Origin of the sequence: Citrobacter sp. S39, from assembly GCF_009495675.1 — a bacterium.
Classification (GTDB): domain Bacteria; phylum Pseudomonadota; class Gammaproteobacteria; order Enterobacterales; family Enterobacteriaceae; genus Citrobacter; species Citrobacter freundii.
Map to the genome: position 1 here is coordinate 4,326,935 of NZ_CP045555.1, position 23,922 is coordinate 4,350,856.

The 23,922-nt window shown below is 52.8% G+C and carries 24 protein-coding genes; 22 read left to right on the plus strand and 2 right to left on the minus strand.

Going from position 1 to position 23,922, the window contains the following annotated elements; genetic code table 11:
- Window positions 1-7: 7 nt before the first annotated feature.
- From GFB57_RS20760 to rihA, 9 genes are all read left to right on the plus strand, one after another.
- Complete coding sequence (locus tag GFB57_RS20760) at window positions 8-1,054, plus strand: PhoH family protein (protein WP_003022776.1); 1,047 nt, start codon at window positions 8-10, stop codon at window positions 1,052-1,054.
- Window positions 1,051-1,524, plus strand: a complete 474-nt coding sequence (gene ybeY, locus GFB57_RS20765) for an rRNA maturation RNase YbeY (protein ID WP_003022773.1) — start codon at window positions 1,051-1,053, stop codon at window positions 1,522-1,524. Before GFB57_RS20760 ends, ybeY begins: the two co-directional genes overlap by 4 nt.
- 158 nt (window positions 1,525-1,682) lie before the next feature.
- The gene (gene corC / locus GFB57_RS20770) at window positions 1,683-2,561 is read left to right on the plus strand and encodes a CNNM family magnesium/cobalt transport protein CorC (RefSeq protein WP_003022770.1); all 879 of its coding nucleotides are present in this window, start codon (window positions 1,683-1,685) and stop codon (window positions 2,559-2,561) included.
- A 24-nt stretch (window positions 2,562-2,585) separates the two neighbouring features.
- Window positions 2,586-4,124, plus strand: a complete 1,539-nt coding sequence (gene lnt / locus GFB57_RS20775) for an apolipoprotein N-acyltransferase (RefSeq protein ID WP_003022765.1) — start codon at window positions 2,586-2,588, stop codon at window positions 4,122-4,124.
- A gap of 356 nt (window positions 4,125-4,480) precedes the next feature.
- Window positions 4,481-5,389 carry a glutamate/aspartate ABC transporter substrate-binding protein GltI gene (gene gltI / locus GFB57_RS20780; protein ID WP_003022762.1) on the plus strand — a complete coding sequence of 303 codons (909 nt, stop codon included), beginning with the start codon at window positions 4,481-4,483 and terminating at the stop codon, window positions 5,387-5,389.
- Between the two features lie 159 nt (window positions 5,390-5,548).
- Window positions 5,549-6,289 (plus strand): glutamate/aspartate ABC transporter permease GltJ, encoded by a 741-nt coding sequence (gene gltJ / locus GFB57_RS20785; RefSeq protein ID WP_003022759.1) that lies wholly within the window; start codon window positions 5,549-5,551, stop codon window positions 6,287-6,289.
- Window positions 6,289-6,963: a glutamate/aspartate ABC transporter permease GltK gene (gene gltK / locus GFB57_RS20790; RefSeq protein WP_003022757.1), complete on the plus strand. Its 675-nt coding sequence runs from the start codon at window positions 6,289-6,291 to the stop codon at window positions 6,961-6,963. Before gltJ ends, gltK begins: the two co-directional genes overlap by 1 nt.
- Window positions 6,963-7,688, plus strand: a complete 726-nt coding sequence (gltL, locus tag GFB57_RS20795) for a glutamate/aspartate ABC transporter ATP-binding protein GltL (RefSeq protein WP_003022754.1) — start codon at window positions 6,963-6,965, stop codon at window positions 7,686-7,688. The genes gltK and gltL overlap by 1 nt, the downstream gene beginning before the upstream one ends.
- A 116-nt stretch (window positions 7,689-7,804) precedes the next feature.
- Window positions 7,805-8,740, plus strand: a complete 936-nt coding sequence (rihA, locus tag GFB57_RS20800; RefSeq protein ID WP_003022751.1) for a pyrimidine-specific ribonucleoside hydrolase RihA — start codon at window positions 7,805-7,807, stop codon at window positions 8,738-8,740.
- A 40-nt stretch (window positions 8,741-8,780) separates the two neighbouring features.
- On the opposite strand, the gene GFB57_RS20805 is transcribed toward rihA, so the two are convergent.
- Window positions 8,781-9,263, minus strand: coding sequence for a zinc ribbon-containing protein (locus tag GFB57_RS20805; RefSeq protein ID WP_003022748.1), 483 nt, complete (start codon window positions 9,261-9,263; stop codon window positions 8,781-8,783).
- Window positions 9,264-9,498: 235 nt separating this feature from the next.
- On the opposite strand from GFB57_RS20805, the gene leuS reads away from it, so the two are divergent.
- From leuS to nadD, 4 genes are read left to right on the plus strand one after another with little or no spacing between them, the layout of a single operon-like run.
- The gene (gene leuS, locus GFB57_RS20810) at window positions 9,499-12,081 is read left to right on the plus strand and encodes a leucine--tRNA ligase (protein ID WP_003022744.1); all 2,583 of its coding nucleotides are present in this window, start codon (window positions 9,499-9,501) and stop codon (window positions 12,079-12,081) included.
- Between the two features lie 14 nt (window positions 12,082-12,095).
- A complete protein-coding gene (gene lptE, locus GFB57_RS20815; protein WP_003022742.1) occupies window positions 12,096-12,695 on the plus strand; it encodes an LPS assembly lipoprotein LptE in 600 nt (199 codons plus the stop codon).
- Window positions 12,695-13,726 (plus strand): DNA polymerase III subunit delta, encoded by a 1,032-nt coding sequence (gene holA / locus GFB57_RS20820; protein ID WP_003022740.1) that lies wholly within the window; start codon window positions 12,695-12,697, stop codon window positions 13,724-13,726. Before lptE ends, holA begins: the two co-directional genes overlap by 1 nt.
- Window position 13,727: 1 nt before the next feature.
- Window positions 13,728-14,369, plus strand: a complete 642-nt coding sequence (nadD, locus tag GFB57_RS20825) for a nicotinate-nucleotide adenylyltransferase (protein WP_003022738.1) — start codon at window positions 13,728-13,730, stop codon at window positions 14,367-14,369.
- Here nadD and cobD read toward each other — a convergent pair.
- Window positions 14,344-15,438: a threonine-phosphate decarboxylase CobD gene (cobD, locus tag GFB57_RS20830; protein WP_003022735.1), complete on the minus strand. Its 1,095-nt coding sequence runs from the start codon at window positions 15,436-15,438 to the stop codon at window positions 14,344-14,346. The genes nadD and cobD overlap by 26 nt on opposite strands.
- A 96-nt stretch (window positions 15,439-15,534) precedes the next feature.
- Between cobD and GFB57_RS20835 the strand changes: the two genes are divergently transcribed.
- The 9 genes from GFB57_RS20835 (at window position 15,535) to lipB (ending at window position 23,836) form a co-directional block, all read left to right on the plus strand.
- A complete protein-coding gene (locus GFB57_RS20835) occupies window positions 15,535-16,146 on the plus strand; it encodes an adenosylcobalamin/alpha-ribazole phosphatase (protein WP_003022731.1) in 612 nt (203 codons plus the stop codon).
- A 254-nt stretch (window positions 16,147-16,400) separates the two neighbouring features.
- Entirely contained in the window at window positions 16,401-16,718 is a 318-nt protein-coding gene (gene rsfS, locus GFB57_RS20840) for a ribosome silencing factor (RefSeq protein WP_003022728.1), read from the plus strand.
- A gap of 3 nt (window positions 16,719-16,721) precedes the next feature.
- A complete protein-coding gene (gene rlmH / locus GFB57_RS20845; protein ID WP_003022725.1) occupies window positions 16,722-17,189 on the plus strand; it encodes a 23S rRNA (pseudouridine(1915)-N(3))-methyltransferase RlmH in 468 nt (155 codons plus the stop codon).
- Between the two features lie 30 nt (window positions 17,190-17,219).
- Window positions 17,220-19,121 carry a peptidoglycan DD-transpeptidase MrdA gene (gene mrdA / locus GFB57_RS20850; RefSeq protein ID WP_003022722.1) on the plus strand — a complete coding sequence of 634 codons (1,902 nt, stop codon included), beginning with the start codon at window positions 17,220-17,222 and terminating at the stop codon, window positions 19,119-19,121.
- Between the two features lie 2 nt (window positions 19,122-19,123).
- A complete protein-coding gene (gene mrdB, locus GFB57_RS20855) occupies window positions 19,124-20,236 on the plus strand; it encodes a peptidoglycan glycosyltransferase MrdB (RefSeq protein ID WP_003022718.1) in 1,113 nt (370 codons plus the stop codon).
- A 10-nt stretch (window positions 20,237-20,246) separates the two neighbouring features.
- Window positions 20,247-21,356, plus strand: coding sequence for an endolytic peptidoglycan transglycosylase RlpA (gene rlpA / locus GFB57_RS20860; protein ID WP_003022715.1), 1,110 nt, complete (start codon window positions 20,247-20,249; stop codon window positions 21,354-21,356).
- 142 nt (window positions 21,357-21,498) lie between these two features.
- Window positions 21,499-22,710, plus strand: coding sequence for a D-alanyl-D-alanine carboxypeptidase DacA (gene dacA, locus GFB57_RS20865; protein ID WP_003022711.1), 1,212 nt, complete (start codon window positions 21,499-21,501; stop codon window positions 22,708-22,710).
- Window positions 22,711-22,816: 106 nt separating this feature from the next.
- Entirely contained in the window at window positions 22,817-23,080 is a 264-nt protein-coding gene (gene ybeD, locus GFB57_RS20870) for a DUF493 family protein YbeD (protein ID WP_003022706.1), read from the plus strand.
- A gap of 114 nt (window positions 23,081-23,194) precedes the next feature.
- Window positions 23,195-23,836, plus strand: coding sequence for a lipoyl(octanoyl) transferase LipB (gene lipB, locus GFB57_RS20875; protein ID WP_003022703.1), 642 nt, complete (start codon window positions 23,195-23,197; stop codon window positions 23,834-23,836).
- Window positions 23,837-23,922: the final 86 nt, after the last annotated feature.

Sequence of the window (23,922 nt, forward strand, 5' to 3'; positions counted from 1 at the left end):
GAACAGTTTGAACATAGACACTCGCGAAATCACCCTTGAACCCGCAGACAACGCCCGCCTGTTGAGCCTTTGCGGCCCATTTGATGACAACATCAAACAGCTGGAACGTCGCCTCGGCATCGAAATTAACCGCCGTGATAACCACTTTAAACTGACCGGCCGCCCAATTTGCGTCACCGCTGCGGCAGATATTTTACGTAGTCTGTACGTCGATACCGCCCCGATGCGCGGTCAGACGCAGGACATCGAGCCTGAACAAATTCATCTGGCGATCAAAGAAGCGCGTGTGCTTGAGCAAAGCGCAGACAGCGTGCCTGAATTTGGCAAAGCGGTGAACATCAAGACCAAGCGCGGAGTAATTAAGCCGCGTACGCCGAACCAGGCACAGTACATTGCAAATATCCTCGACCACGACATCACCTTTGGCGTTGGCCCTGCGGGTACGGGTAAAACGTATCTCGCCGTTGCCGCTGCGGTTGATGCGCTTGAGCGTCAGGAGATCCGTCGTATTCTGCTGACCCGTCCGGCAGTGGAAGCGGGCGAAAAACTGGGATTCCTGCCGGGTGATCTCAGCCAGAAAGTCGATCCCTATTTACGACCGCTGTATGACGCGCTGTTCGAAATGCTCGGTTTTGAGAAGGTTGAAAAGCTGATTGAACGTAACGTCATTGAAGTTGCGCCGCTGGCCTATATGCGTGGCCGTACGTTAAACGATGCGTTCATCATTCTTGATGAGAGCCAGAACACCACCATCGAACAGATGAAAATGTTTCTGACCCGTATCGGCTTTAACTCCAAAGCGGTTATCACCGGCGATATCACCCAGATTGACCTGCCACGTAGCACCAAGTCCGGTCTGCGTCATGCCATTGAAGTGCTGGCTGAGGTCGACGAGATTAGTTTTAATTTCTTCCATAGCGAAGACGTGGTTCGCCATCCGGTGGTGGCTCGTATCGTCACGGCGTATGAAGCCTGGGAAGAAGCAGAACAGAAACGTAAAGCCGAGCAGGCTGCAGAACGCAAGCGCGAAGCTCAGGAGCAGGAACAAAAATGAGTCAGGTTATTCTCGATTTACAGCTGGCATGTGAAGACGAATCCGGTTTACCCACAGAAAGCCAGTTTCAGGGGTGGCTGGATGCGGTGATCCCGCAGTTTCAGGAAGAGTCTGAAGTAACCATTCGTCTGGTCGATGACGCGGAAAGCCATGAGCTCAACCTGACCTATCGCGGGAAAGATAAATCCACCAACGTGCTCTCTTTCCCGTTTGAAGCCCCGCCGGGCATTGAGATGCCGCTGCTGGGTGATTTGATCATCTGCCGTCAGGTCGTCGAGAAAGAAGCGCAGGAACAAGGTAAGCCGCTTGAGGCCCACTGGGCGCACATGGTGGTGCACGGAAGCTTGCATTTACTCGGCTACGACCATATCGAAGACGATGAAGCGGAAGAAATGGAATCCCTCGAAACAGAGATTATGCTTGCTCTGGGCTATGAGGATCCGTACATTGCCGAGAAGATTGCAGAATAGTAGCTTGCCGGATGGCGGCGCTTGCGCCTTATCCGGCCTACATTCATGCCTTTCGTAGGCCTGATAAGCGTAGCGCCATCAGGCAAAACATGCCGTCAACAGCTGAGTATACGCATGACGCGCTTTGTATTAACTAACATGAGAACCCATACGACGCCATGAGCGACGACAATTCACACAGTAGTGACACCTTAAACAGCAAAAAGGGATTTTTTTCCCTGTTACTGAGCCAACTTTTCCACGGTGAACCGAAAAACCGCGACGAACTGTTGGAGCTGATCCGTGATTCCGGGCAAAACGACCTTATCGATGAAGATACGCGCGATATGCTCGAAGGGGTAATGGATATTGCGGACCAACGCGTGCGCGACATCATGATCCCTCGCTCCCAGATGATTACCCTGAAACGCAACCAGACCCTGGACGAATGTCTCGATGTCATTATCGAGTCTGCTCACTCGCGTTTCCCGGTGATTAGCGAAGACAAGGATCACATTGAAGGGATTCTGATGGCCAAAGATTTGCTGCCGTTTATGCGCAGCGATGCCGAAGCCTTCAGCATGGAGAAAGTGTTACGCCAGGCGGTTGTCGTACCTGAAAGCAAGCGGGTTGACCGCATGCTGAAAGAGTTCCGCTCCCAGCGTTATCATATGGCTATCGTCATCGACGAGTTTGGCGGTGTCTCAGGTCTGGTGACCATTGAGGACATCCTTGAACTGATTGTCGGTGAAATTGAAGATGAGTACGACGAAGAAGACGATATTGATTTCCGTCAGCTCAGTCGCCACACCTGGACTATTCGCGCGCTGGCGCCGATTGAAGACTTCAACGAAGCTTTCGGGACCCACTTTAGCGACGAAGAAGTCGATACCATTGGCGGGCTGGTCATGCAGGCCTTTGGTCATCTGCCCGCGCGTGGGGAAACTATCGACATTGATGGTTACCAGTTTAAAGTGGCAATGGCCGACAGCCGCCGTATTATTCAGGTTCATGTCAGAATTCCGGACGACTCACCCCAGCCAAAACTGGACGAATAAACCCGAAACTGGATCTAAGACTACATGGCATTTGCCCCATTAATTGAACGCCAGCGCATTCGCCTGCTGCTGGCGTTATTATTCGGTGCCTGCGGGACACTGGCTTTCTCACCGTATGACATCTGGCCCGCTGCGATTGTTTCGCTGATGGGCCTGCAGGCTCTCACCTTCAACCGCCGTCCGCTCCAGTCTGCCGCTATCGGCTACTTCTGGGGACTGGGACTGTTTGGCTCAGGCATCAACTGGGTTTACGTCAGTATCGCGCAGTTTGGCGGTATGCCCGGCCCGGTTAACATTTTCCTCGTGGTTCTGCTTGCCGCATACCTTTCCCTCTACACCGGTCTGTTTGCCGGCGTGTTGGCGCGCTTGTGGCCGAAAACCACCTGGCTACGGGTGGCAATTGCCGCGCCGGTAGTCTGGCAAATCACGGAATTCCTGCGCGGTTGGGTACTGACCGGCTTCCCGTGGTTGCAGTTCGGTTATAGCCAGATCGACGGTCCGTTAAAGGGGCTGGCGCCGGTAATGGGCGTTGAGGCGATTAACTTCCTGCTGATGATGGTTAGCGGCCTGTTGGCGCTGGCGCTGGTGAGACGTAACTGGAAGCCGCTGGTTGCCGCACTCGTGCTCTTTGCTCTGCCTTTTCCACTGCGCTATATCCAGTGGTACACGCTTGAGCCGGAAAAAACCACCCAGGTCTCGATGGTGCAGGGCGACATTCCGCAGTCGCTAAAATGGGATGAAGGTCAGTTACTCAACACCCTGAAGATTTATCTCGACGCCACCCAACCCGAGATGGGCAAATCACAGCTAATCATCTGGCCAGAATCTGCTATTCCGGATCTGGAAATTAACCAACAGCGTTTTCTGAGCATGATGGATGACCTGCTGAAATCGAAAAACAGCACACTGATTACCGGTATCGTGGACGCGCGTCTGAACAAGCAGAATCGCTACAACACCTACAACACCATCATCACACTGGGTAAAGACAGTCCATACAGCTACGACTCCAGCAACCGCTACAACAAAAACCATCTGGTACCGTTTGGCGAGTTTGTCCCGCTGGAATCAATCCTGCGACCGTTAGCGCCGTTCTTTGACCTGCCAATGTCTTCGTTCAGCCGTGGCCCGTATGTACAGCCGCAGCTGCATGCGCACGGCTTTAAGCTGACCGCTGCCATTTGCTACGAAATCATTCTTGGCGAACAGGTTCGGGATAACTTCCGTCCGGATACGGACTATCTGCTGACTATCTCCAACGATGCCTGGTTTGGTAAGTCCATTGGCCCGTGGCAGCACTTCCAGATGGCGCGGATGCGTTCCCTTGAGCTGGCGCGCCCTCTGCTGCGTAGCACCAACAACGGTATTACAGCGGTGATTGGTCCTCAGGGTGAGATTCAGGCGATGATCCCGCAGTTTACCCGTCAGGTTCTGACCACCAGCGTGACGCCAACCACGGGCCTGACCCCTTATGCCCGTACCGGTAACTGGCCGCTCTGGCTGCTGACCGCGCTGTTTGGCTTTGGTGCGGTGGTCATGAGCCTGCGTCAACGTCGTAAGTAACCTTCCTTCCCCGGCCGGATAACGCCTCGCTTATCCGGCCCACAAACATTTCCCACATCCCATTCTGGCACGTCTATTGCTTTGTTCTACAAGGCAAACGCAGTTTTGGCTGAATGTGCAACCTGGTCGCACCAAAGTTGAGCGCCGGTAGCACCTGAAAAGTGCAACAAGATATTTTTGCCCCCAAATGGTGCGGCGCACTTCGCAAAAATAAACAATAACACAGCAAATTCTTTACATTCATCCAAACTAAATGTTAACAAACACATACAAGACTGCACGTTTTAGTAGCAAACAATAACAACATCACAATGGGTATCAATGCGTCCCTGGCGCAGACGATAAAGGAGTTGGATATGCAATTACGTAAGCTCGCCACTGCCATGCTGGTCATGGGAATGTCCGCCGGTCTGGCGCACGCAGAAGACGCAGCACCCGCGGCAGGCAGCACGCTGGATAAGATCGCCAAAAATGGCGTGATCGTTGTCGGTCACCGTGAATCATCGGTACCGTTTTCTTACTACGATAATCAGCAAAAAGTGGTCGGTTATTCACAGGATTACTCCAACGCGATCGTTGAAGCGGTGAAGAAAAAGCTGAACAAGCCCGATCTGCAGGTAAAACTGATCCCGATTACTTCACAAAACCGTATCCCGCTGCTGCAAAACGGCACCTTCGACTTTGAATGTGGATCCACCACCAACAACGTCGAGCGCCAGAAACAAGCAGCCTTCTCTGACACCATTTTCGTTGTCGGTACCCGTCTGCTGGCGAAAAAAGGCGGCGACGTCAAAGATTTCGCTGACCTGAAAGGCAAAGCCGTGGTCGTGACTTCAGGTACCACCTCAGAAGTGCTGCTGCACAAGCTGAACGAAGAACAAAAAATGGATATGCGCATCATCAGCGCGAAAGACCATGGTGACTCTTTCCGTACTCTGGAAAGCGGTCGTGCTGTTGCCTTTATGATGGATGACGCCCTGCTGGCTGGCGAACGCGCGAAAGCGAAGAAACCAGACAACTGGGAGATCGTTGGCAAGCCACAATCTCAGGAAGCCTACGGCTGCATGCTGCGTAAAGATGACCCTGAGTTCAAAAAGCTGATGGACGACACTATCGCCAAGGCGCAGACCTCAGGCGAAGCTGAGAAATGGTTTGATAAGTGGTTTAAAAATCCAATTCCACCGAAGAACCTGAACATGAATTTCGAACTGTCAGACGAGATGAAAGCCCTGTTCAAAGAACCGAATGATAAAGCGCTTAACTAACTAAAATAAATGGGAGGCTTCCCCTCCCTCTCGATTGTTACTCGGCACGGACAGACTATAAGCCTGATGGTCGTTCCCCATCAGGCCTGAAAACCGCAAAACGCCGAATAACAATCTTCGAGGGTAGCGCTGCTACCCTTTTTTTTCTGGAGTAGATTTATGTCTATAGACTGGAACTGGGGTATTTTTTTACAACAGGCCCCGTTCGGCAACACCACCTATCTCGGCTGGCTCTGGAGTGGTTTCCAGGTCACGGTCGCGTTATCTATCACCGCCTGGATTATCGCTTTCCTCATAGGCTCTTTATTCGGCATCTTACGTACCGTCCCAAATCGTTTCCTTTCCGGGATCGGCACGCTATACGTTGAGCTGTTTCGTAACGTTCCGCTCATCGTTCAGTTCTTTACCTGGTATCTGGTCATTCCTGAACTGCTGCCGGAAAACATTGGCATGTGGTTCAAGTCGGAACTGGATCCCAACATTCAGTTCTTCCTCTCATCCATGCTTTGTCTGGGGCTGTTTACCGCCGCGCGCGTCTGTGAGCAGGTTCGCGCTGCGATTCAGTCCCTGCCTCGCGGGCAGAAAAACGCCGCGCTGGCGATGGGGCTGACTTTGCCGCAGGCCTACCGCTATGTGCTGCTTCCAAACGCATACCGCGTGATTGTTCCGCCAATGACCTCAGAGATGATGAACCTGGTGAAGAACTCCGCGATCGCCTCCACCATCGGCCTGGTGGATATGGCGGCGCAGGCGGGAAAACTACTGGATTACTCCGCCCACGCATGGGAATCGTTCACCGCCATCACGCTGGCCTACGTCCTGATTAACGCCGTCATCATGCTGGTGATGAATCTCGTCGAACGCAAAATCCGCCTGCCTGGCAATTTGGGAGGCAAATAATGTACGAATTTGACTGGAGTTCTATCGTCCCTTCCCTGCCGTATCTGCTGGACGGGCTGATCATCACCCTGAAAATCACCGTTACGGCGGTCGTCATTGGTATTGTCTGGGGAACCATCCTTGCAGTAATGCGTCTGTCCAGCTTCGCGCCGATTGCCTGGTTTGCGAAAGGCTACGTCAACGTATTTCGTTCTATTCCGCTGGTCATGGTGCTGCTGTGGTTCTACCTGATTGTGCCCGGCTTTTTGCAAAACGTACTGGGTCTGTCGCCTAAAACCGATATTCGCCTGATCTCAGCGATGGTCGCGTTTTCGATGTTTGAAGCTGCGTACTATTCCGAGATTATCCGTGCCGGTATCCAGAGTATTTCTCGTGGGCAATCCAGCGCCGCGCTGGCGCTGGGGATGACACACTGGCAGTCGATGAAGCTGATCATTCTGCCACAGGCCTTCCGCGCGATGGTACCACTGCTGCTGACCCAGGGCATCGTACTATTCCAGGATACCTCGCTGGTCTATGTATTGAGTCTGGCAGACTTCTTCCGTACCGCCTCCACCATTGGCGAGCGTGACGGCACACAGGTTGAAATGATCCTGTTTGCTGGCGCCGTTTATTTTGTATTCAGTCTGAGCGCATCGTTGTTGGTCAGCTATTTGAAGAAAAGGACAGTTTAATGATTACCCTGAAAAATGTTTCTAAATGGTATGGTCACTTTCAGGTGCTGACCGACTGCTCCACGGAAGTGAAAAAAGGTGAAGTGGTGGTGGTTTGCGGCCCGTCAGGTTCAGGTAAATCAACGCTTATCAAAACGGTGAACGGGCTGGAGCCGGTGCAACAGGGCGTCATCACCGTTGATGGTACCGTGGTGAATGATAAAAAAACCGATCTGGCCAAACTGCGCTCTCGTGTTGGTATGGTGTTCCAGCACTTTGAACTGTTCCCGCATCTGTCGATCATTGAGAACCTTACTTTGGCGCAGGTAAAAGTGCTTAAGCGCGATAAAAAGCCGGCCCGCGACAAAGCGCAAAAGTTACTGGAACGCGTTGGTCTGTCAGCACATGCCGAGAAGTTCCCGGCCCAACTCTCCGGGGGCCAGCAACAGCGTGTCGCTATCGCCCGGGCACTATGTATGGATCCTATCGCCATGCTGTTTGACGAACCGACATCGGCGCTTGATCCTGAAATGATCAACGAAGTACTGGACGTTATGGTTGAACTGGCCAATGAAGGGATGACCATGATGGTGGTAACCCACGAAATGGGCTTTGCGCGTAAAGTGGCGAACCGGGTGATCTTCATGGATGAAGGAAAAATTGTTGAAGACTCACCGAAAGAAGAGTTCTTCGCTAATCCGAAATCGGACCGCGCCAAAGACTTCCTCGCGAAAATCCTGCACTAATCTTGCTGGCGCGCATCTCCATGTGCGCGCCACCTCACGCTTTATCCCTTCGCCTCTCGAAACACATACAGCCCAGCGTTAACCTTGTCACAAAGTCCCACTTACAAGGAGCAACAATGGCACTTCCGATCCTGTTTGATTGCGATCCAGGTCATGACGACGCTATCGCAATTGTTCTCGCCCTCGCCTCACCTGAACTGGATGTGAAAGCGATAACCTCGTCAGCCGGGAATCAGACTCCCGACAAAACGCTGCGTAACGTATTGCGCATGCTGACGTTGCTCAAGCGTACGGATATTCCCGTCGCCGGTGGCGCTATGAAACCACTGATGCGCGATCTGATTATCGCCGATAACGTCCATGGCGAGAGTGGGCTGGATGGTCCGGCGCTGCCGGAACCCACTTTTGCGCCACAAGACTGTACCGCTGTGGAACTGATGGCGAAAACCCTGCGTGAAAGCCCGGAACCGATGACGATTGTCTCCACCGGGCCGCAAACTAACGTGGCATTGCTACTGAATAGCCATCCTGAACTGCACGCCAAAATCGACCGTATCGTGATTATGGGTGGTGCAATGGGCCTCGGAAACTGGACACCCGCCGCCGAGTTCAACATCTTTGTGGATCCCGAAGCCGCGGAGATCGTATTCCAGTCGGGTATTCCGGTGGTGATGGCCGGGCTGGACGTCACGCATAAAGCACAAATACATCGTGAAGATACCGAGCGGTTCCGCGCTATCGGCAATCCTGTTTCGACGATCGTTGCTGAACTACTCGATTTCTTCTTTGAATATCACAAAGATGAAAAATGGGGATTCATCGGTGCACCGCTGCATGACCCATGCACCATTGCCTGGCTGCTGAAACCTGAACTGTTTACCACCGTTGAACGCTGGGTTGGCGTGGAAACTCAGGGTAAATATACCCAAGGAATGACGGTGGTGGACTACTACTTCCTGAGCGGCAATAAACCTAACGCCACCGTGATGGTGGACGTGGATCGCCAGGGGTTTGTCGATTTGCTGGCAGAACGGCTGAAGTTTTACGCCTAATACACGCCGGATGGCGCTAATACCATCCGGCGATAAGCGATTACGGTTCAAACGGTCGGCGCTGAAACTGATCGTGTCCGCATTTCGGACACAACGGCAGCACATCCGGGGTGTAAACCGCTAAATGGAAGTGGCACTTCTCGCAGACCAGATTACCTAATCCGACCACCTCGCCGCTGTGATAAACACCGTGATGACTGAGGTCCTGGAACACTTCGCGCCATTCGAGCTGCGTTTTATCGGTAATATCGGCCAGTTCCTGCCAGATACTCTCCTTGATAACCCGCATAAAGACGCTGTCTGTCTCCTCATCGAGACTTTCTTCATAGCTCAGAGCAAACTCTTCCAGGTCACGTCTGACGGCCCGAGTGAGCTCTTCCACCTCGGTTCGCGTTAACTCCCCGGTCTGCATAACTCGTTGACGCGCCTGCTCCACCAACGCATCGATATCGCGTTCGCCATTACGCAGACGTTCGCTCAGTGAAGCTACCAGTTCACGGTAATATTGAGCAACCTTGTTCATCGCTTCGCCTCCTGGGTCGTTAACTGTCTATAATAATAGACGTTATTTACGCTACGCTTTGCAAGACTGTCCACAGAGTGTGTAAATTCGTGCAAGAATTATCCTTGCGGGAATTCAACGCTGAATGCGCGAAAGGCTGTTTTGGCGCGGGCGTTTGGGCTATGCTATGCGGATCTGAAACACCACATCTAGAGCTACGTTTGTAGCTGTATTGAAAACAGGACCACTGGCTGCCATGCAAGAGCAATACCGCCCGGAAGAGATAGAATCCAAAGTACAGCTTCACTGGGATGAGAAGCGCACATTTGAAGTTACCGAAGACGAGAGCAAAGAGAAGTATTACTGCCTGTCTATGCTTCCCTATCCTTCTGGTCGACTACACATGGGCCACGTACGTAACTACACCATCGGTGACGTGATCGCCCGCTACCAGCGCATGCTGGGCAAAAACGTACTGCAGCCAATTGGCTGGGATGCGTTCGGTCTGCCAGCAGAAGGGGCTGCGGTTAAAAACAACACCGCACCAGCACCGTGGACGTACGACAACATCGCATACATGAAAAACCAGCTCAAAATGCTGGGTTTCGGTTACGACTGGAGCCGTGAGCTGGCGACCTGCACCCCGGAATATTACCGTTGGGAACAGAAATTCTTCACCGAGCTATACAAAAAAGGCCTGGTGTACAAGAAAACGTCTGCTGTCAACTGGTGCCCGAATGACCAGACCGTACTGGCGAACGAACAGGTTATCGACGGATGCTGCTGGCGTTGTGATACCAAAGTAGAGCGTAAAGAGATCCCGCAGTGGTTCATCAAAATCACCGCTTACGCTGACGAACTGCTGCGTGACCTGGATAACCTGGATCACTGGCCTGACACCGTGAAAACGATGCAGCGCAACTGGATTGGCCGTTCTGAAGGCGTAGAAATCACCTTCGATGTGAACGATTACGACAACACGCTGACCGTTTACACAACCCGCCCGGACACCTTTATGGGTGCGACCTATCTGGCCGTTGCCGCAGGTCACCCGCTGGCGCAGAAAGCCGCTGCAAATAACCCGGAACTGGCCGCCTTCATTGACGAATGCCGCAACACCAAGGTTGCTGAAGCCGAAATGGCAACCATGGAGAAGAAAGGCGTCGACACGGGCTTTAAAGCCGTTCACCCGCTGACTGGCGAAGAGATCCCAGTTTGGGCAGCAAACTTCGTCCTGATGGAATACGGTACGGGCGCAGTCATGGCCGTTCCGGGCCACGATCAACGCGATTACGAGTTTGCGACTAAATATGGCCTGACCATCAAGCCAGTAATTCTGACCGCTGAAGGCGCAGAGCCGGATCTGTCCAAACAAGCTCTGACCGAAAAAGGGGTGCTGTTTAACTCCGGTGAGTTTGACGGCCTCGACTTCGAAGCAGCCTTCAATGCCATTGCTGACAAGCTGGTGGCTCTTGGCGTGGGTGAGCGTAAAGTAAACTACCGTCTGCGTGACTGGGGTGTTTCCCGTCAGCGTTACTGGGGCGCGCCGATTCCGATGGTGACATTGGAAGACGGTACCGTACTGCCGACGCCAGAAGACCAGTTGCCGGTTATTCTGCCGGAAGACGTGGTTATGGATGGTATTACCAGCCCAATCAAAGCCGATCCGGAGTGGGCAAAAACCACCGTTAACGGCATGCCTGCACTGCGCGAAACCGACACTTTCGATACTTTTATGGAATCCTCCTGGTACTACGCGCGCTACACCTGCCCGCAGTACAACGAAGGGATGCTGGATCCAGAAGCTGCAAACTACTGGCTTCCGGTTGATATCTACATTGGTGGTATTGAACACGCCATCATGCACCTGCTCTACTTCCGCTTCTTCCACAAGCTGATGCGCGATGCGGGTATGGTCAACTCTGACGAACCGGCTAAACAGCTGCTGTGCCAGGGTATGGTGCTGGCCGATGCGTTCTATTACGTTGGTGCAAACGGTGAGCGTAACTGGGTTTCTCCGGTTGATGCCATCGTTGAGCGCGACGAGAAAGGTCGTATCGTCAAAGCTCAGGACGCAGAAGGCCATGAACTGGTGTATACCGGCATGAGCAAAATGTCCAAGTCGAAAAATAACGGTATCGACCCGCAGGTTATGGTTGAACGTTACGGCGCCGACACCGTACGTCTGTTCATGATGTTCGCTTCTCCGGCTGATATGACGCTGGAATGGCAAGAATCCGGCGTTGAAGGGGCGAACCGCTTCCTGAAACGAGTCTGGAAGCTGGTTTACGAACATACCTCCAAAGGTGATGTAGCTGAACTGAACGTTGATGTGTTGAGCGAAGACCAAAAAGCGCTGCGTCGCGACGTGCACAAAACCATTGCTAAAGTGACCGATGATATCGGCCGTCGTCAGACCTTTAACACCGCAATTGCGGCGATTATGGAGTTGATGAACAAGCTGGCGAAAGCACCGCAGGAAGACGAACAAGACAGAGCCCTGATGCAGGAAGCGTTACTGGCCGTCGTTCGCATGCTGAACCCGTTCACCCCACACGTTTGCTTCACGATGTGGCAGGCGCTGAAAGGTGAAGGCGATATCGACAACGCACCGTGGCCGGTAGCTGACGAAGCCGCAATGGTTGAAGACTCGACGTTGGTTGTTGTTCAGGTGAACGGTAAAGTCCGTGGCAAAATTACCGTTCCGGTAAATGCGACAGAAGAACAGGTTCGTGAACGTGCTGGCCAGGAGCATCTGGTGGCAAAATATCTTGATGGCGTTACCGTACGTAAAGTGATTTATGTACCGGGTAAACTCCTCAATCTGGTCGTTGGCTAAGCGCGGGAGGAAGCGTGCGACTTCTGACAACATTGTTGTTATCTCTGGCGGTGCTTGTCACCGCCGGGTGTGGCTGGCATCTGCGTAGTACTACGCAGGTTCCACCCTCAATGAAAACCATGATCCTGAACTCTGGCGATCCGAACGGCCCGTTAAGCCGTGCGGTCCGTAACCAGCTGCGTCTGAACGGTGTGACGCTGCTTGAAGACGGTACAATGCGTAAAGATGTGACGTCTTTACGTCTTGGCGCGGTCAGCATTTCGCAGGATACGGCGTCGGTATTCCAGAACGGTCAAACGGCTGAATACCAGATGGTGATGTCCGTAAGCGCTACCGTGCTGATTCCAGGACATGATATTTACCCTATCAGCGCAAAAGTTTATCGTTCGTTCTTTGACAACCCACAGGCTGCACTGGCGAAGGATAACGAGCAGGAGATGATCGTAAAAGAGATGTATGACAAAGCGGCTGAACAGTTAATTCGTAAGCTGCCAAGCGTACATCTGGCTGATACTCTGTCATCCAATGCTGATGATGATGCTAAGCCAGCTGCGACAAAAGCCGCAGAGCCTGCGTCATCTCCGGCGCGTGTCTCCACCACGCTGGGTAACTGATGCTCAAGTTGTACCCTGAACAACTCCGCGCACAGCTCAATGAAGGGCTGCGCGCGGCGTATTTGCTCTTAGGTAACGATCCCCTCTTATTGCAGGAAAGCCAGGATGCCATCCGTCAGGCTGCTGCCACACAAGGGTTCGAAGAACACCATGCCTTCACTCTGGACAACAGCACCGACTGGGGAGAGATTTTTTCACTCTGCCAGGCGATGAGCCTGTTTGCCAACCGTCAAACCCTGCTCCTGCAACTGCCTGAAAATGGCCCCAATGCCGCCATTAACGAACAGCTCGCTTCACTCGTCACACTGCTACATAACGACCTGCTGCTGATTGTTCGTGGTAACAAGCTGACTAAAGCGCAGGAAAACGCCGCATGGTATACCGGACTTGCCAATAATGCGGTGCAGGTCAGCTGCCAGACGCCGGAGCAAGCACAGCTCCCACGTTGGGTCGCCGCGAGGGCTAAACTCAATAACCTGCAACTGGATGACGCAGCCAATCAGCTGTTGTGCTATTGCTATGAAGGTAACCTGTTAGCACTGGCGCAAGCGCTGGAACGGTTAGCATTGCTTTGGCCTGATGGCAAACTAACGCTGCCTCGCGTAGAAAAAGCCGTTAACGATGCGGCGCACTTTACCCCGTTCCACTGGGTGGATGCGCTGCTGATGGGCAAAAGCAAACGCGCGCTGCACATTCTGCAACAGCTACGTCTGGAAGGCAGTGAACCGGTTATTTTGCTGCGTACGATACAGCGTGAATTGCTGTTGCTGGTCAACCTAAAACGGCAGTCGGCGAATACCCCCTTGCGCACGTTGTTTGATAAACACCGGGTGTGGCAAAATCGCCGAGGCATGATGGGTGATGCGCTAAACCGGCTGAACCCGGCACAGCTGCGTCAGGCGGTAACGCTGTTAACGCGTACGGAAATTACGCTTAAACAAGACTATGGTCAGTCAGTGTGGGCGGAACTTGAGGGACTGTCCCTTTTGCTCTGCCATAAATCACTGGCCGATGTTTTTATTGATGGTTGATATGAAATCATTGCAGGCTCTGTTCGGCGGCACCTTTGATCCGGTGCATTATGGTCATCTTAAACCGGTTGAAATTCTGGCGAATCTGATTGGTCTTTCCCGGGTCATCATCATGCCCAATAACGTGCCGCCGCATCGTGCGCAGCCTGAAGCGTCCGGTGAGCAACGTAAGCGCATGGTTGAACTGGCCATTGCTGATAAACCGCTGTTTTCCCTGGATGAACGCGAACTGAAACGCGACACGGCCTCCTACACCGCGCAAACGCTAAAAGAGTGGCGCGAGGAACAAGGCCCGAATGTGCCGTTAGCGTTTATCATTGGTCAGGATTCGCTGCTGACCTTCCCTTCCTGGCACGACTACCACACGATTCTGGATAATACCCATCTCATCGTGTGCCGACGTCCAGGTTATCCTCTCGAAATGACGCAGGAAAAGCACCAGCAATGGCTGGAAGATCACCTGACTCATTCGCCGGATGACCTGCACAACCTGCCTTGCGGGAAAATCTACCTGGCCGAAACGCCGTGGTTCAACATCTCCGCCACGCTCATTCGCGAGCGACTGGAAAAAGGCGAGCCGTGCGACGACCTGATGCCAGGCGCAGTGCTTGACTATATTAATCAGCAGGGGTTGTACCGCTAAGCGTGTTGTTTAATGCCACCAGCAGGCGGTCATTTTCTTCCTGACTGCGAACAGCAACTCGGTAATAACGCGCGTCCAACCCAGGGTAATTGGCACAACTGCGAATCAAGACATGCTGTTCCAGCAACATCCGTTGCAAATCAATATCCGCGCGATCGCAGCGTAATAAACGATAATTTGCCTGGCCGGGATACACCGTCAGGCCGGGCAGGTTTTGTAGCTGCTGCTCAAACCGCGCTCCCTCTTGTTCCAGCCATTTCCACGTCGCCTGCTGATAAGCGCTGTCGCGTAAAATAATCTCGCCAGCCAGAGCAGCAAACGCATTAATTGACCACGGCATTTGTCGGCTGCGCATTTGTACAACGGCCTGCTCGTTACTGTTGACCAGATACCCCAGACGCAGCCCCGGTATCGCATAGAACTTAGTGAGCGAGCGCAGCACCCAAATATGCGGGTTATCCCGAAGTAGCGGAATAAATCCCGGCTCCCCGGCAATAAAATCGATAAACGCTTCATCAAGGATCAGATTGATCCCAAGCCGCTCACAACGTGAGGCAATCTCACGTAGCAGGCGGTTATCCGGTAGTAACCCGGTGGGGTTGTTGGGCGTGCAGAGAAACAGGCAGTCCAGCTCTGAGGTTAACGCATCGAGGATCGCATCGGTAAGCTGCCAGCCATCGTCTTCGCGCAGCGCAAACTCATGGATCGTACAGTCTCCCCATTGCAGCGCCCGACGATATTCAGCAAACCCAGGCGTCACGATCATCGCGTGACGTGGCTTCAGGCCATCTACCAGGGTAAAAATAGACTCGGTCTCACCGTTTCCGGCCAGGATCCACGAGGCCGGAATCTGATGATGCTCCGCCAACGCTGCATGCAGTTGCGCGTAATCGACATCCGGGTAACGCTCCGCGCAGTCCATATTATCGATAATTGCGCGTTTTAAACCTGCTGGCATACCCAGCGGATTAATATTCGCGCTAAAATCCAGCAATTGCTCAGGCGAGACGCCCAACAGTTCGGCGGCTTCTCGGGTATTACCACCATGCGCGCTCTTCAATAAAGACATCGTGCCGCTCCACGTAAAAAAAGGTATTTTAGTGAAAAATCTCTGCGCAATCAGGGCAAACATCATGTTTTGTGCGAATAACCCCAAGAGGAAAAAATGAGACTCTGGTTGGTACGTCATGGCCAAACTGAAGCCAACGTCGCGGGTTTATATAGCGGCCACGCTCCCACACCACTAACAGAACGGGGAATAGCTCAGGCGCAAACGCTGAGTACGCTGTTACGCGATGTGCCTGTCGACAACGTTCTGTGCAGCGAGCTGGAGCGCGCCCGCCATACAACGCAGTTGATCTTAGGCGATCGCGAGATTCCTGTGCGTAACATGCCTGAGCTCAATGAGATGTTTTTTGGCGACTGGGAAATGCGCCACCATCGCGATCTGGCGCGCGAAGACGCCGAAAACTACGCCGTGTGGTGTAACGACTGGCAGAACGCGACGCCCACTAATGGCGAAGGTTTTCAGGCATTTTCCCTGCGCGTGGAACGCTTCATTGCTCAACTCGATGATTACAAAATGTGCCAAAACCTGCTGGTAGTGAGCCATCAGGGTGTATTGAGCGTGTTGATCGCCCGTTTGTTGTCCATGCCGGCAGCAGCAATGTGGCATTTTCGCGTCGAACAAGGTTGCTGGAGCGCGATTGATTTTTGCGACGATTTTGCGGTTCTGAAAGTACTTAACAGCCGGGCTGTATGGCACGACGGAGAGTGAAAGCACTGTTTTTTCTGCCGAAGGGCTTCTCTCCCATTGACACCCCATGACAGGCTGTTATTCTCCGCAACCTGACTTTTCCCGCCCTTCAGAGCTTTGCAGAAATTGTTTTACAAAAATGGCGATGCATTCTGCGGCGTGGGGTGGGATGATAGCGCACTTCACAAGCGCTTTCGGAGACATTTGTCCCGATATCGCCTCTGGTTCAGGTATACTAACAGACGTTTTTAACTCTTTTCACCCAGGGGGAACACTTGCAGGGTAAAGCACTTCAGGATTTTGTAATCGACAAAATTGATGACCTGAAAGGTCAAGACATCATCGCCTTAGACGTTCAGGGCAAATCCAGCATCACTGATTGCATGATTATCTGTACTGGCACGTCCAGCCGTCATGTAATGTCTATCGCAGACCACGTTGTTCAGGAGTCCCGCACTGCTGGTCTGCTGCCGCTCGGCGTAGAAGGCGAGAACGTCGCAGACTGGATCGTCGTTGACCTCGGTGATGTGATTGTCCACGTGATGCAGGAAGAAAGCCGTCGCCTGTATGAACTGGAAAAACTCTGGAGTTAATGCGTGAAGCTGCAACTTGTCGCTGTGGGTACGAAAATGCCTGACTGGGTGCAAACCGGTTTTACGGAGTATCTCCGTCGGTTTCCGAAAGATATGCCCTTTGAGCTGATCGAAATCCCGGCAGGAAAACGCGGCAAGAACGCGGATATTAAACGCATTCTCGACAAAGAGGGTGAACAGATGCTGGCTGCCGCAGGCAAAAACCGCATCGTCACCCTTGATATCCCTGGCAAACCCTGGGACACGCCGCAGCTGGCGACCGAACTGGAACGCTGGAAACTGGACGGTCGTGACGTCAGTTTGTTGATTGGTGGGCCGGAAGGTCTTTCTCCTGCCTGTAAAGCAGCAGCGGAACAAAGCTGGTCACTCTCAGCGTTAACCCTTCCTCACCCTCTTGTTCGGGTTCTGGTTGCGGAGAGTCTGTACAGGGCGTGGAGCATTACCACCAACCATCCTTATCACCGTGAGTGATCATTGATTCTTGAGTAGATTAAGCAGCGGATGAAACTACAGAATTCTTTTCGCGACTATTCGGCTGAGTCTGCGCTGTTTGTGCGCCGGGCGCTGGTCGCTTTTTTGGGGATTTTGCTGCTCACCGGCGTGCTGATCGCCAACCTTTATAATCTGCAAATCGTTCGCTTTACTGATTATCAGACCCGCTCGAACGAAAACCGCATCAAACTGGTGCCTATCGCCCCCAGCCGCGGCATTATTTATGACCGTAACGGAATTCCGCTCGCCCTTAACCGCACCATTTATCAGATAGAAATGATGCCAGAAAAGGTCGACAACGTTCAGGATACCCTCGACGCGCTGCGTAACGTCGTAGACCTGACGGACGATGACATTGCCGCTTTTAAAAAAGAGCGCGCCCGTTCACACCGTTTCACATCCATTCCGGTAAAAACTAACCTGAGTGAAGTTCAGGTCGCACGCTTTGCCGTTAATCAATATCGCTTTCCTGGCGTCGAAGTTAAAGGTTATAAACGTCGCTACTACCCCTACGGCTCTGCGCTGACCCATGTCATTGGCTACGTATCAAAAATCAACGATAAAGACGTAGACCGCCTGGACAAAGACGGCAAACTGGCTAACTACGCGGCGACGCACGACATCGGCAAGCTGGGTATTGAACGTTATTACGAAGATGTACTTCACGGCCAGACCGGTTATGAAGAGGTTGAGGTGAACAACCGCGGCCGCGTCATTCGCCAGCTGAAAGAAGTGGCGCCGCAGGCCGGGCACGATATCTATCTCACCCTCGATTTGAAACTCCAGCAGTACATTGAAACGCTGCTGGCGGGCAGTCGCGCCGCCGTGGTGGTTACCGACCCGCGTACCGGCGGCGTTCTCGCGCTGGTGTCCATGCCGAGCTACGACCCGAACCTGTTTGTCGATGGTATCTCCAGTAAAGATTACTCTGGGTTGCTCAATGACCCGAACACCCCGTTGGTTAACCGCGCCACGCAGGGTGTTTACCCTCCTGCTTCGACAGTTAAACCTTACGTCGCGGTTTCTGCATTAAGTGCAGGTGTCATCACCCGCAATACTGGTCTGTTCGATCCAGGTTGGTGGCAATTACCGGGCTCTGAAAAACGTTACCGTGACTGGAAAAAATGGGGGCACGGTCATCTGAACATCACTCGTTCTCTGGAAGAGTCGGCGGATACGTTTTTCTATCAAATCGCCTATGATATGGGGATTGACCGACTTTCAGAGTGGATGAGCAAATTCGGCTACGGCAAATATACGGGCATCGATCTCGCTGAAGAACGCTCCGGCAATATGCCAACCCGCGAGTGGAAGCAAAAACGGTTTAAAAAGCCATGGTACCAGGGTGATACCATTCCGGTCGGCATCGGTCAGGGTTACTGGACTGCAACCCCTATCCAGATGAGTAAAGCGCTGATGATCCTTATCAACGACGGTTTGATAAAAGTTCCGCATTTGTTGATGAGCACGGCAGAAAATGGCAAGCAGGTTCCGTGGGTTCAGCCGCACGAACCGCCCGTTGGTGATATTCATTCCGGTTACTGGGAAATCGCGAAAGACGGCATGTACGGTGTAGCAAACCGCCCTAACGGTACTGCGCACAAGTATTTCGCTAGCGCACCTTACAAAATTGCGGCGAAATCCGGTACTGCCCAGGTCTTTGGCCTGAAAGCCAATGAAACCTATAACGCGCACAAGATCGCCGAGCGCTTACGTGACCACAAGCTGATGACGGCCTTCGCACCCTATGATAAGCCCCAGGTTGCTGTCGCCATAATCCTTGAAAACGGTGGCGCGGGCCCGGCTGTGGGTACCATTATGCGCCAGATCCTTGACCACATTATGTTGGGCGACAACAACACCAATCTGCCTGCAGAAAACCCCGCGGTTGCAGCAGCGGAGGACCAATAATCGTGACGGATAATCCGAACAAAAAAACATTCTGGGACAAAATCCACATCGATCCCACGATGTTGCTTATTTTGCTGGCGCTGCTGGTTTACAGCTCGCTGGTCATCTGGAGTGCCAGCGGCCAGGATATCGGCATGATGGAGCGCAAGGTCGGCCAGATCGCAATGGGCCTGGTCATCATGGTGGTGATGGCGCAAATCCCGCCCCGGGTTTATGAAGGCTGGGCACCCTATCTCTATATATTCTGCATCATCCTGTTGGTGGCGGTAGATGCCTTCGGCGCGATATCCAAAGGGGCGCAGCGCTGGCTGGATTTGGGTATTGTGCGTTTTCAGCCTTCCGAAATTGCCAAGATTGCCGTGCCGCTAATGGTCGCACGCTTCATCAACCGTGATGTTTGCCCGCCATCTCTAAAAAATACCGCCATTGCACTGGTGCTGATATTTATGCCCACCCTGCTGGTGGCCGCTCAGCCTGACCTCGGTACCTCAATACTGGTCGCCCTTTCCGGTCTGTTTGTTCTGTTCCTTTCTGGTTTAAGCTGGCGTTTAATCGGTGTTGCGGTGGTTCTGGTTGCGGCGTTTATCCCGATACTGTGGTTCTTCCTGATGCATGATTACCAGCGTCAGCGCGTCATGATGTTGCTCGATCCCGAAACCGATCCACTGGGTGCGGGTTATCATATTATTCAGTCTAAAATTGCTATTGGCTCCGGCGGTCTACGCGGTAAGGGCTGGCTGCACGGTACGCAGTCGCAGCTTGAGTTTTTACCCGAACGTCACACGGACTTTATCTTCGCGGTATTAGCAGAAGAGCTGGGTCTGGTAGGGATCTTAATTCTGCTTGCGCTGTACATTTTGCTGATTATGCGCGGATTATGGATCGCTGCCCACGCGCAAACCACCTTTGGTCGCGTCATGGCAGGTGGTTTAATGTTGATATTATTCGTTTATGTCTTCGTAAATATTGGTATGGTGAGCGGTATTCTGCCCGTGGTTGGCGTTCCTCTCCCACTGGTCAGTTACGGAGGCTCGGCACTTATCGTGCTGATGGCCGGGTTCGGGATTGTTATGTCGATCCACACCCATAGAAAAATGTTGTCGAAAAGCGTGTAAGGGGTACGCAATGCGTAAGCAGTGGCTTGGTATCTGCATCGCAGCAGGAATGCTCGCGGCGTGTTCGAGTGATGATGGTCAGCAACAGGGTGCTGTCGCACCGCAGCCTGCGGTGTGTAATGGTCCGATTGTTGAAATCAGCGGGGCCGATCCGCGCTTTGAACCCCTGAACCCAACGGCGAATCAGGACTATCAGCGTGATGGTAAGAGCTACAAAATCGTCCAGGACCCTTCCCGCTTTAGCCAGGCAGGGCTTGCCGCTATCTATGATGCGGAACCCGGAAGCAACTTAACCGCGTCTGGTGAAGCGTTCGACCCGATGCAACTGACCGCAGCGCATCCGACGCTGCCAGTCCCAAGCTATGCCAGAGTAACTAACCTGGCAAACGGCAGGATGATTGTCGTGCGCATAAACGATCGCGGCCCTTATGGCAACGATCGCGTGATTTCACTTTCACGTGCAGCAGCTGACCGTCTGAATACCTCCAACAACACCAAAGTGCGTATCGACCCGATCATCGTCGCCCAGGATGGTTCATTGTCCGGTCCGGGTATGGCGTGTACGACAGTCGCAAAGCAAACCTATGCCCTGCCCGCGCGTCCTGATTTAAGCGGTGGCGGTAATATGGGAAGTATGCCTTCGCCATCGGATGCGGGTCAGCCGCAAGGCGATATTCGTCCGATCAGCAATTCCACGCTGAAAAGCGATGATCCAACCGGTGCGCCAGTGAACAGCGGTGGATTCCTCGGTGCGCCAACCACCCTCGCCGCAGGCGTGCTGGAAGGTAGCGAGCCGACTCCGGCTCCGCAACCGACCATCACCGCACCGGCAACACCAACCGCACCAGCAGCAACACCAGCCGCCGTCGCGGCACCTGCTCCAGCGGCAGTAGCCAACGGACGTTACGTGGTTCAGGTTGGCGCAGTCAGCGAGCAGTCGCGTGCGCAGCAGTATCAAAAACGTTTAAGCCAGCAGTTTGGCGTTCCAGGTCGGGTGGTACAAAATGGCGCAGTCTGGCGTATCCAGATGGGGCCGTTCGCCAGCAAAGCTGAAGCCTCCACATTGCAGCAGCGTCTTCAATCCGAGGCGCAATTACAGTCCTTCATCACCGGCGTGTAATAACGTAAATCAGGTATCTGAACTGTCAGTTTCTGTAAATGACATTAACAAAGTCACGCGGAAAGTCAGATGCCTGCCCGTTTTGCATTTGCTATAGTAGGGCACTTTTTTTAATTTCATCACGGACGTCGTAGTTCAGACCATGAAGACCACTTTTTCCGCTCGTTTCGTGCAGCGTATGGCGCTCACCGCGGCTCTCTGCGCAGCTTCTCTATCTGCTGCCCATGCCGATGACCTGAATATTAAAACCATGATCCCGGGTGTTCCGCAGATCGATGCGGAGTCATATATCCTGATTGATTACAATTCAGGCAAAGTTCTGGCAGAACAGAACGCAGACACTCGCCGCGACCCCGCCAGTCTGACCAAAATGATGACCAGCTACGTCATCGGCCAGGCGATGAAAGCCGGCAAGTTCAAAGAAACCGATCTGGTCACTGTCGGCAATGACGCCTGGGCTACAGGTAACCCGGTCTTTAAAGGTTCATCGTTGATGTTCCTGAAACCTGGAATGCAGGTTCCTGTTTCCCAGTTGATCCGTGGTATCAACCTACAATCCGGGAATGACGCGTGTGTGGCAATGGCGGACTTCGCAGCCGGTAGCCAGGATGCTTTCGTCGGTCTGATGAACAGCTATGTGAACGCGCTGGGCCTGAAAAACACCCACTTCCAGACCGTTCATGGTCTCGATGCTGACGGTCAGTACAGCTCGGCTCGCGACATGGCGATGATTGGCCAGGCCCTGATTCGTGACGTGCCTAACGAATACTCTATCTATAAAGAAAAAGAGTTCACCTTTAACGGTATTCGTCAGTTAAACCGTAACGGCCTGCTGTGGGATAACAGCCTGAATGTCGACGGTATCAAAACCGGTCATACCGACAAAGCTGGCTATAACCTCGTTGCATCCGCAACCGAAGGTCAGATGCGTCTGATCTCTGCCGTCATGGGTGGCCGCACCTATAAAGGTCGCGAAACCGAAAGTAAAAAACTGCTGACCTGGGGCTTCCGTTTCTTTGAAACCGTGAATCCACTGAAAGTCGGTAAAGAGTTTGCTTCAGAACCGGCCTGGTTTGGTAACACCGATCGTGCATCGTTAGGCGTAGATAAAGATGTCTACCTGACTATTCCGCGCGGCCGCATGAAAGATCTGAAAGCAAGCTATGTGCTGAACACCACAGAACTGCATGCACCGCTGCAGAAAAACCAGGTTGTCGGCACTATCAACTTCCAGTTGGATGGCAAAACCATCGAACAGCGCCCGCTGGTAGTCCTGCAGGAAATCCCTGAAGGCAACTTCTTTGGGAAAATCATTGATTACATTAAATTAATGTTCCATCACTGGTTTGGCTAAAAATCGAACACTTGAAAGTGTGATTTACGTCCCCATATACTAGGTATCCAGATAACTCCCACACGCTGTGGGAGTTATTATTTATTGATGTAACGCCGGAGCTGACATGAAAACCAAACTTAACGAACTGCTTGAATTCCCTACTCCATTTACTTACAAAGTAATGGGGCAGGCGTTGCCTGAGCTGGTTGATCAGGTGGTTGAAGTGGTACAGCGCCATGCGCCAGGTGATTACTCTCCGACGGTAAAACCGAGCAGCAAAGGCAACTACCACTCGGTCTCAATCACTATTACTGCTACACACATTGAGCAGGTTGAAACGCTGTACGAAGAATTAGGCAATATCGATATCGTACGCATGGTATTGTAAAATCCTGTTGGTTACCCGCTGCATCCCCGCTCGGGTAACCCCTCCCTCCTGTGATATACTTTTCCCCCTCTTTTATATTCTCTACTCTATGTGAGTATCTACGGAGATGCCGTTTTGTATCAGGATAAAATTCTGGTCCGCCAGCTCGGTCTTCAACCTTACGAGCCAGTTTCTCTGGCCATGCACGAATTCACCGATACCCGCGATGAAAACAGTTATGACGAAATCTGGCTGGTAGAGCATTATCCTGTTTTTACCCAGGGTCAGGCAGGTAAAGCAGAGCACGTACTGATGCCGGGCGATATTCCGGTGATCCAGAGCGATCGTGGCGGCCAGGTGACCTACCACGGGCCGGGCCAGCAGGTCATGTATGTGCTGTTGAACTTGAAGCGTCGCAAACTTGGCGTTCGTGAACTGGTTACGCTGCTGGAACAAACCGTCGTCAATACACTTGCGGAAATCGGCATTGATGCCCACCCGCGAGCCGATGCGCCTGGCGTATACGTCGGGGAGAAGAAAATCTGCTCTTTGGGATTACGTATTCGTAGAGGATGTTCGTTTCACGGCTTAGCGCTCAACGTGGATATGGATTTATCGCCTTTCCTGCGTATCAATCCTTGTGGTTACGCCGGAATGGAGATGGCGAAAGTATCGCAGTGGGATAGCGCAGCCACGACCGAGAGCGTTCGCCCACGCCTGCTGGCCAACATATTAGCGCTGTTGGGTAACCCACCGCACGAGTACGTTGCAGACTGAAAATACGGTCATACTTTGCCACGGCAAATGTTGTGGCAAATGGCACAAAACAACAACTATTTTACATTTTGCCAGCCTGTCAGGCT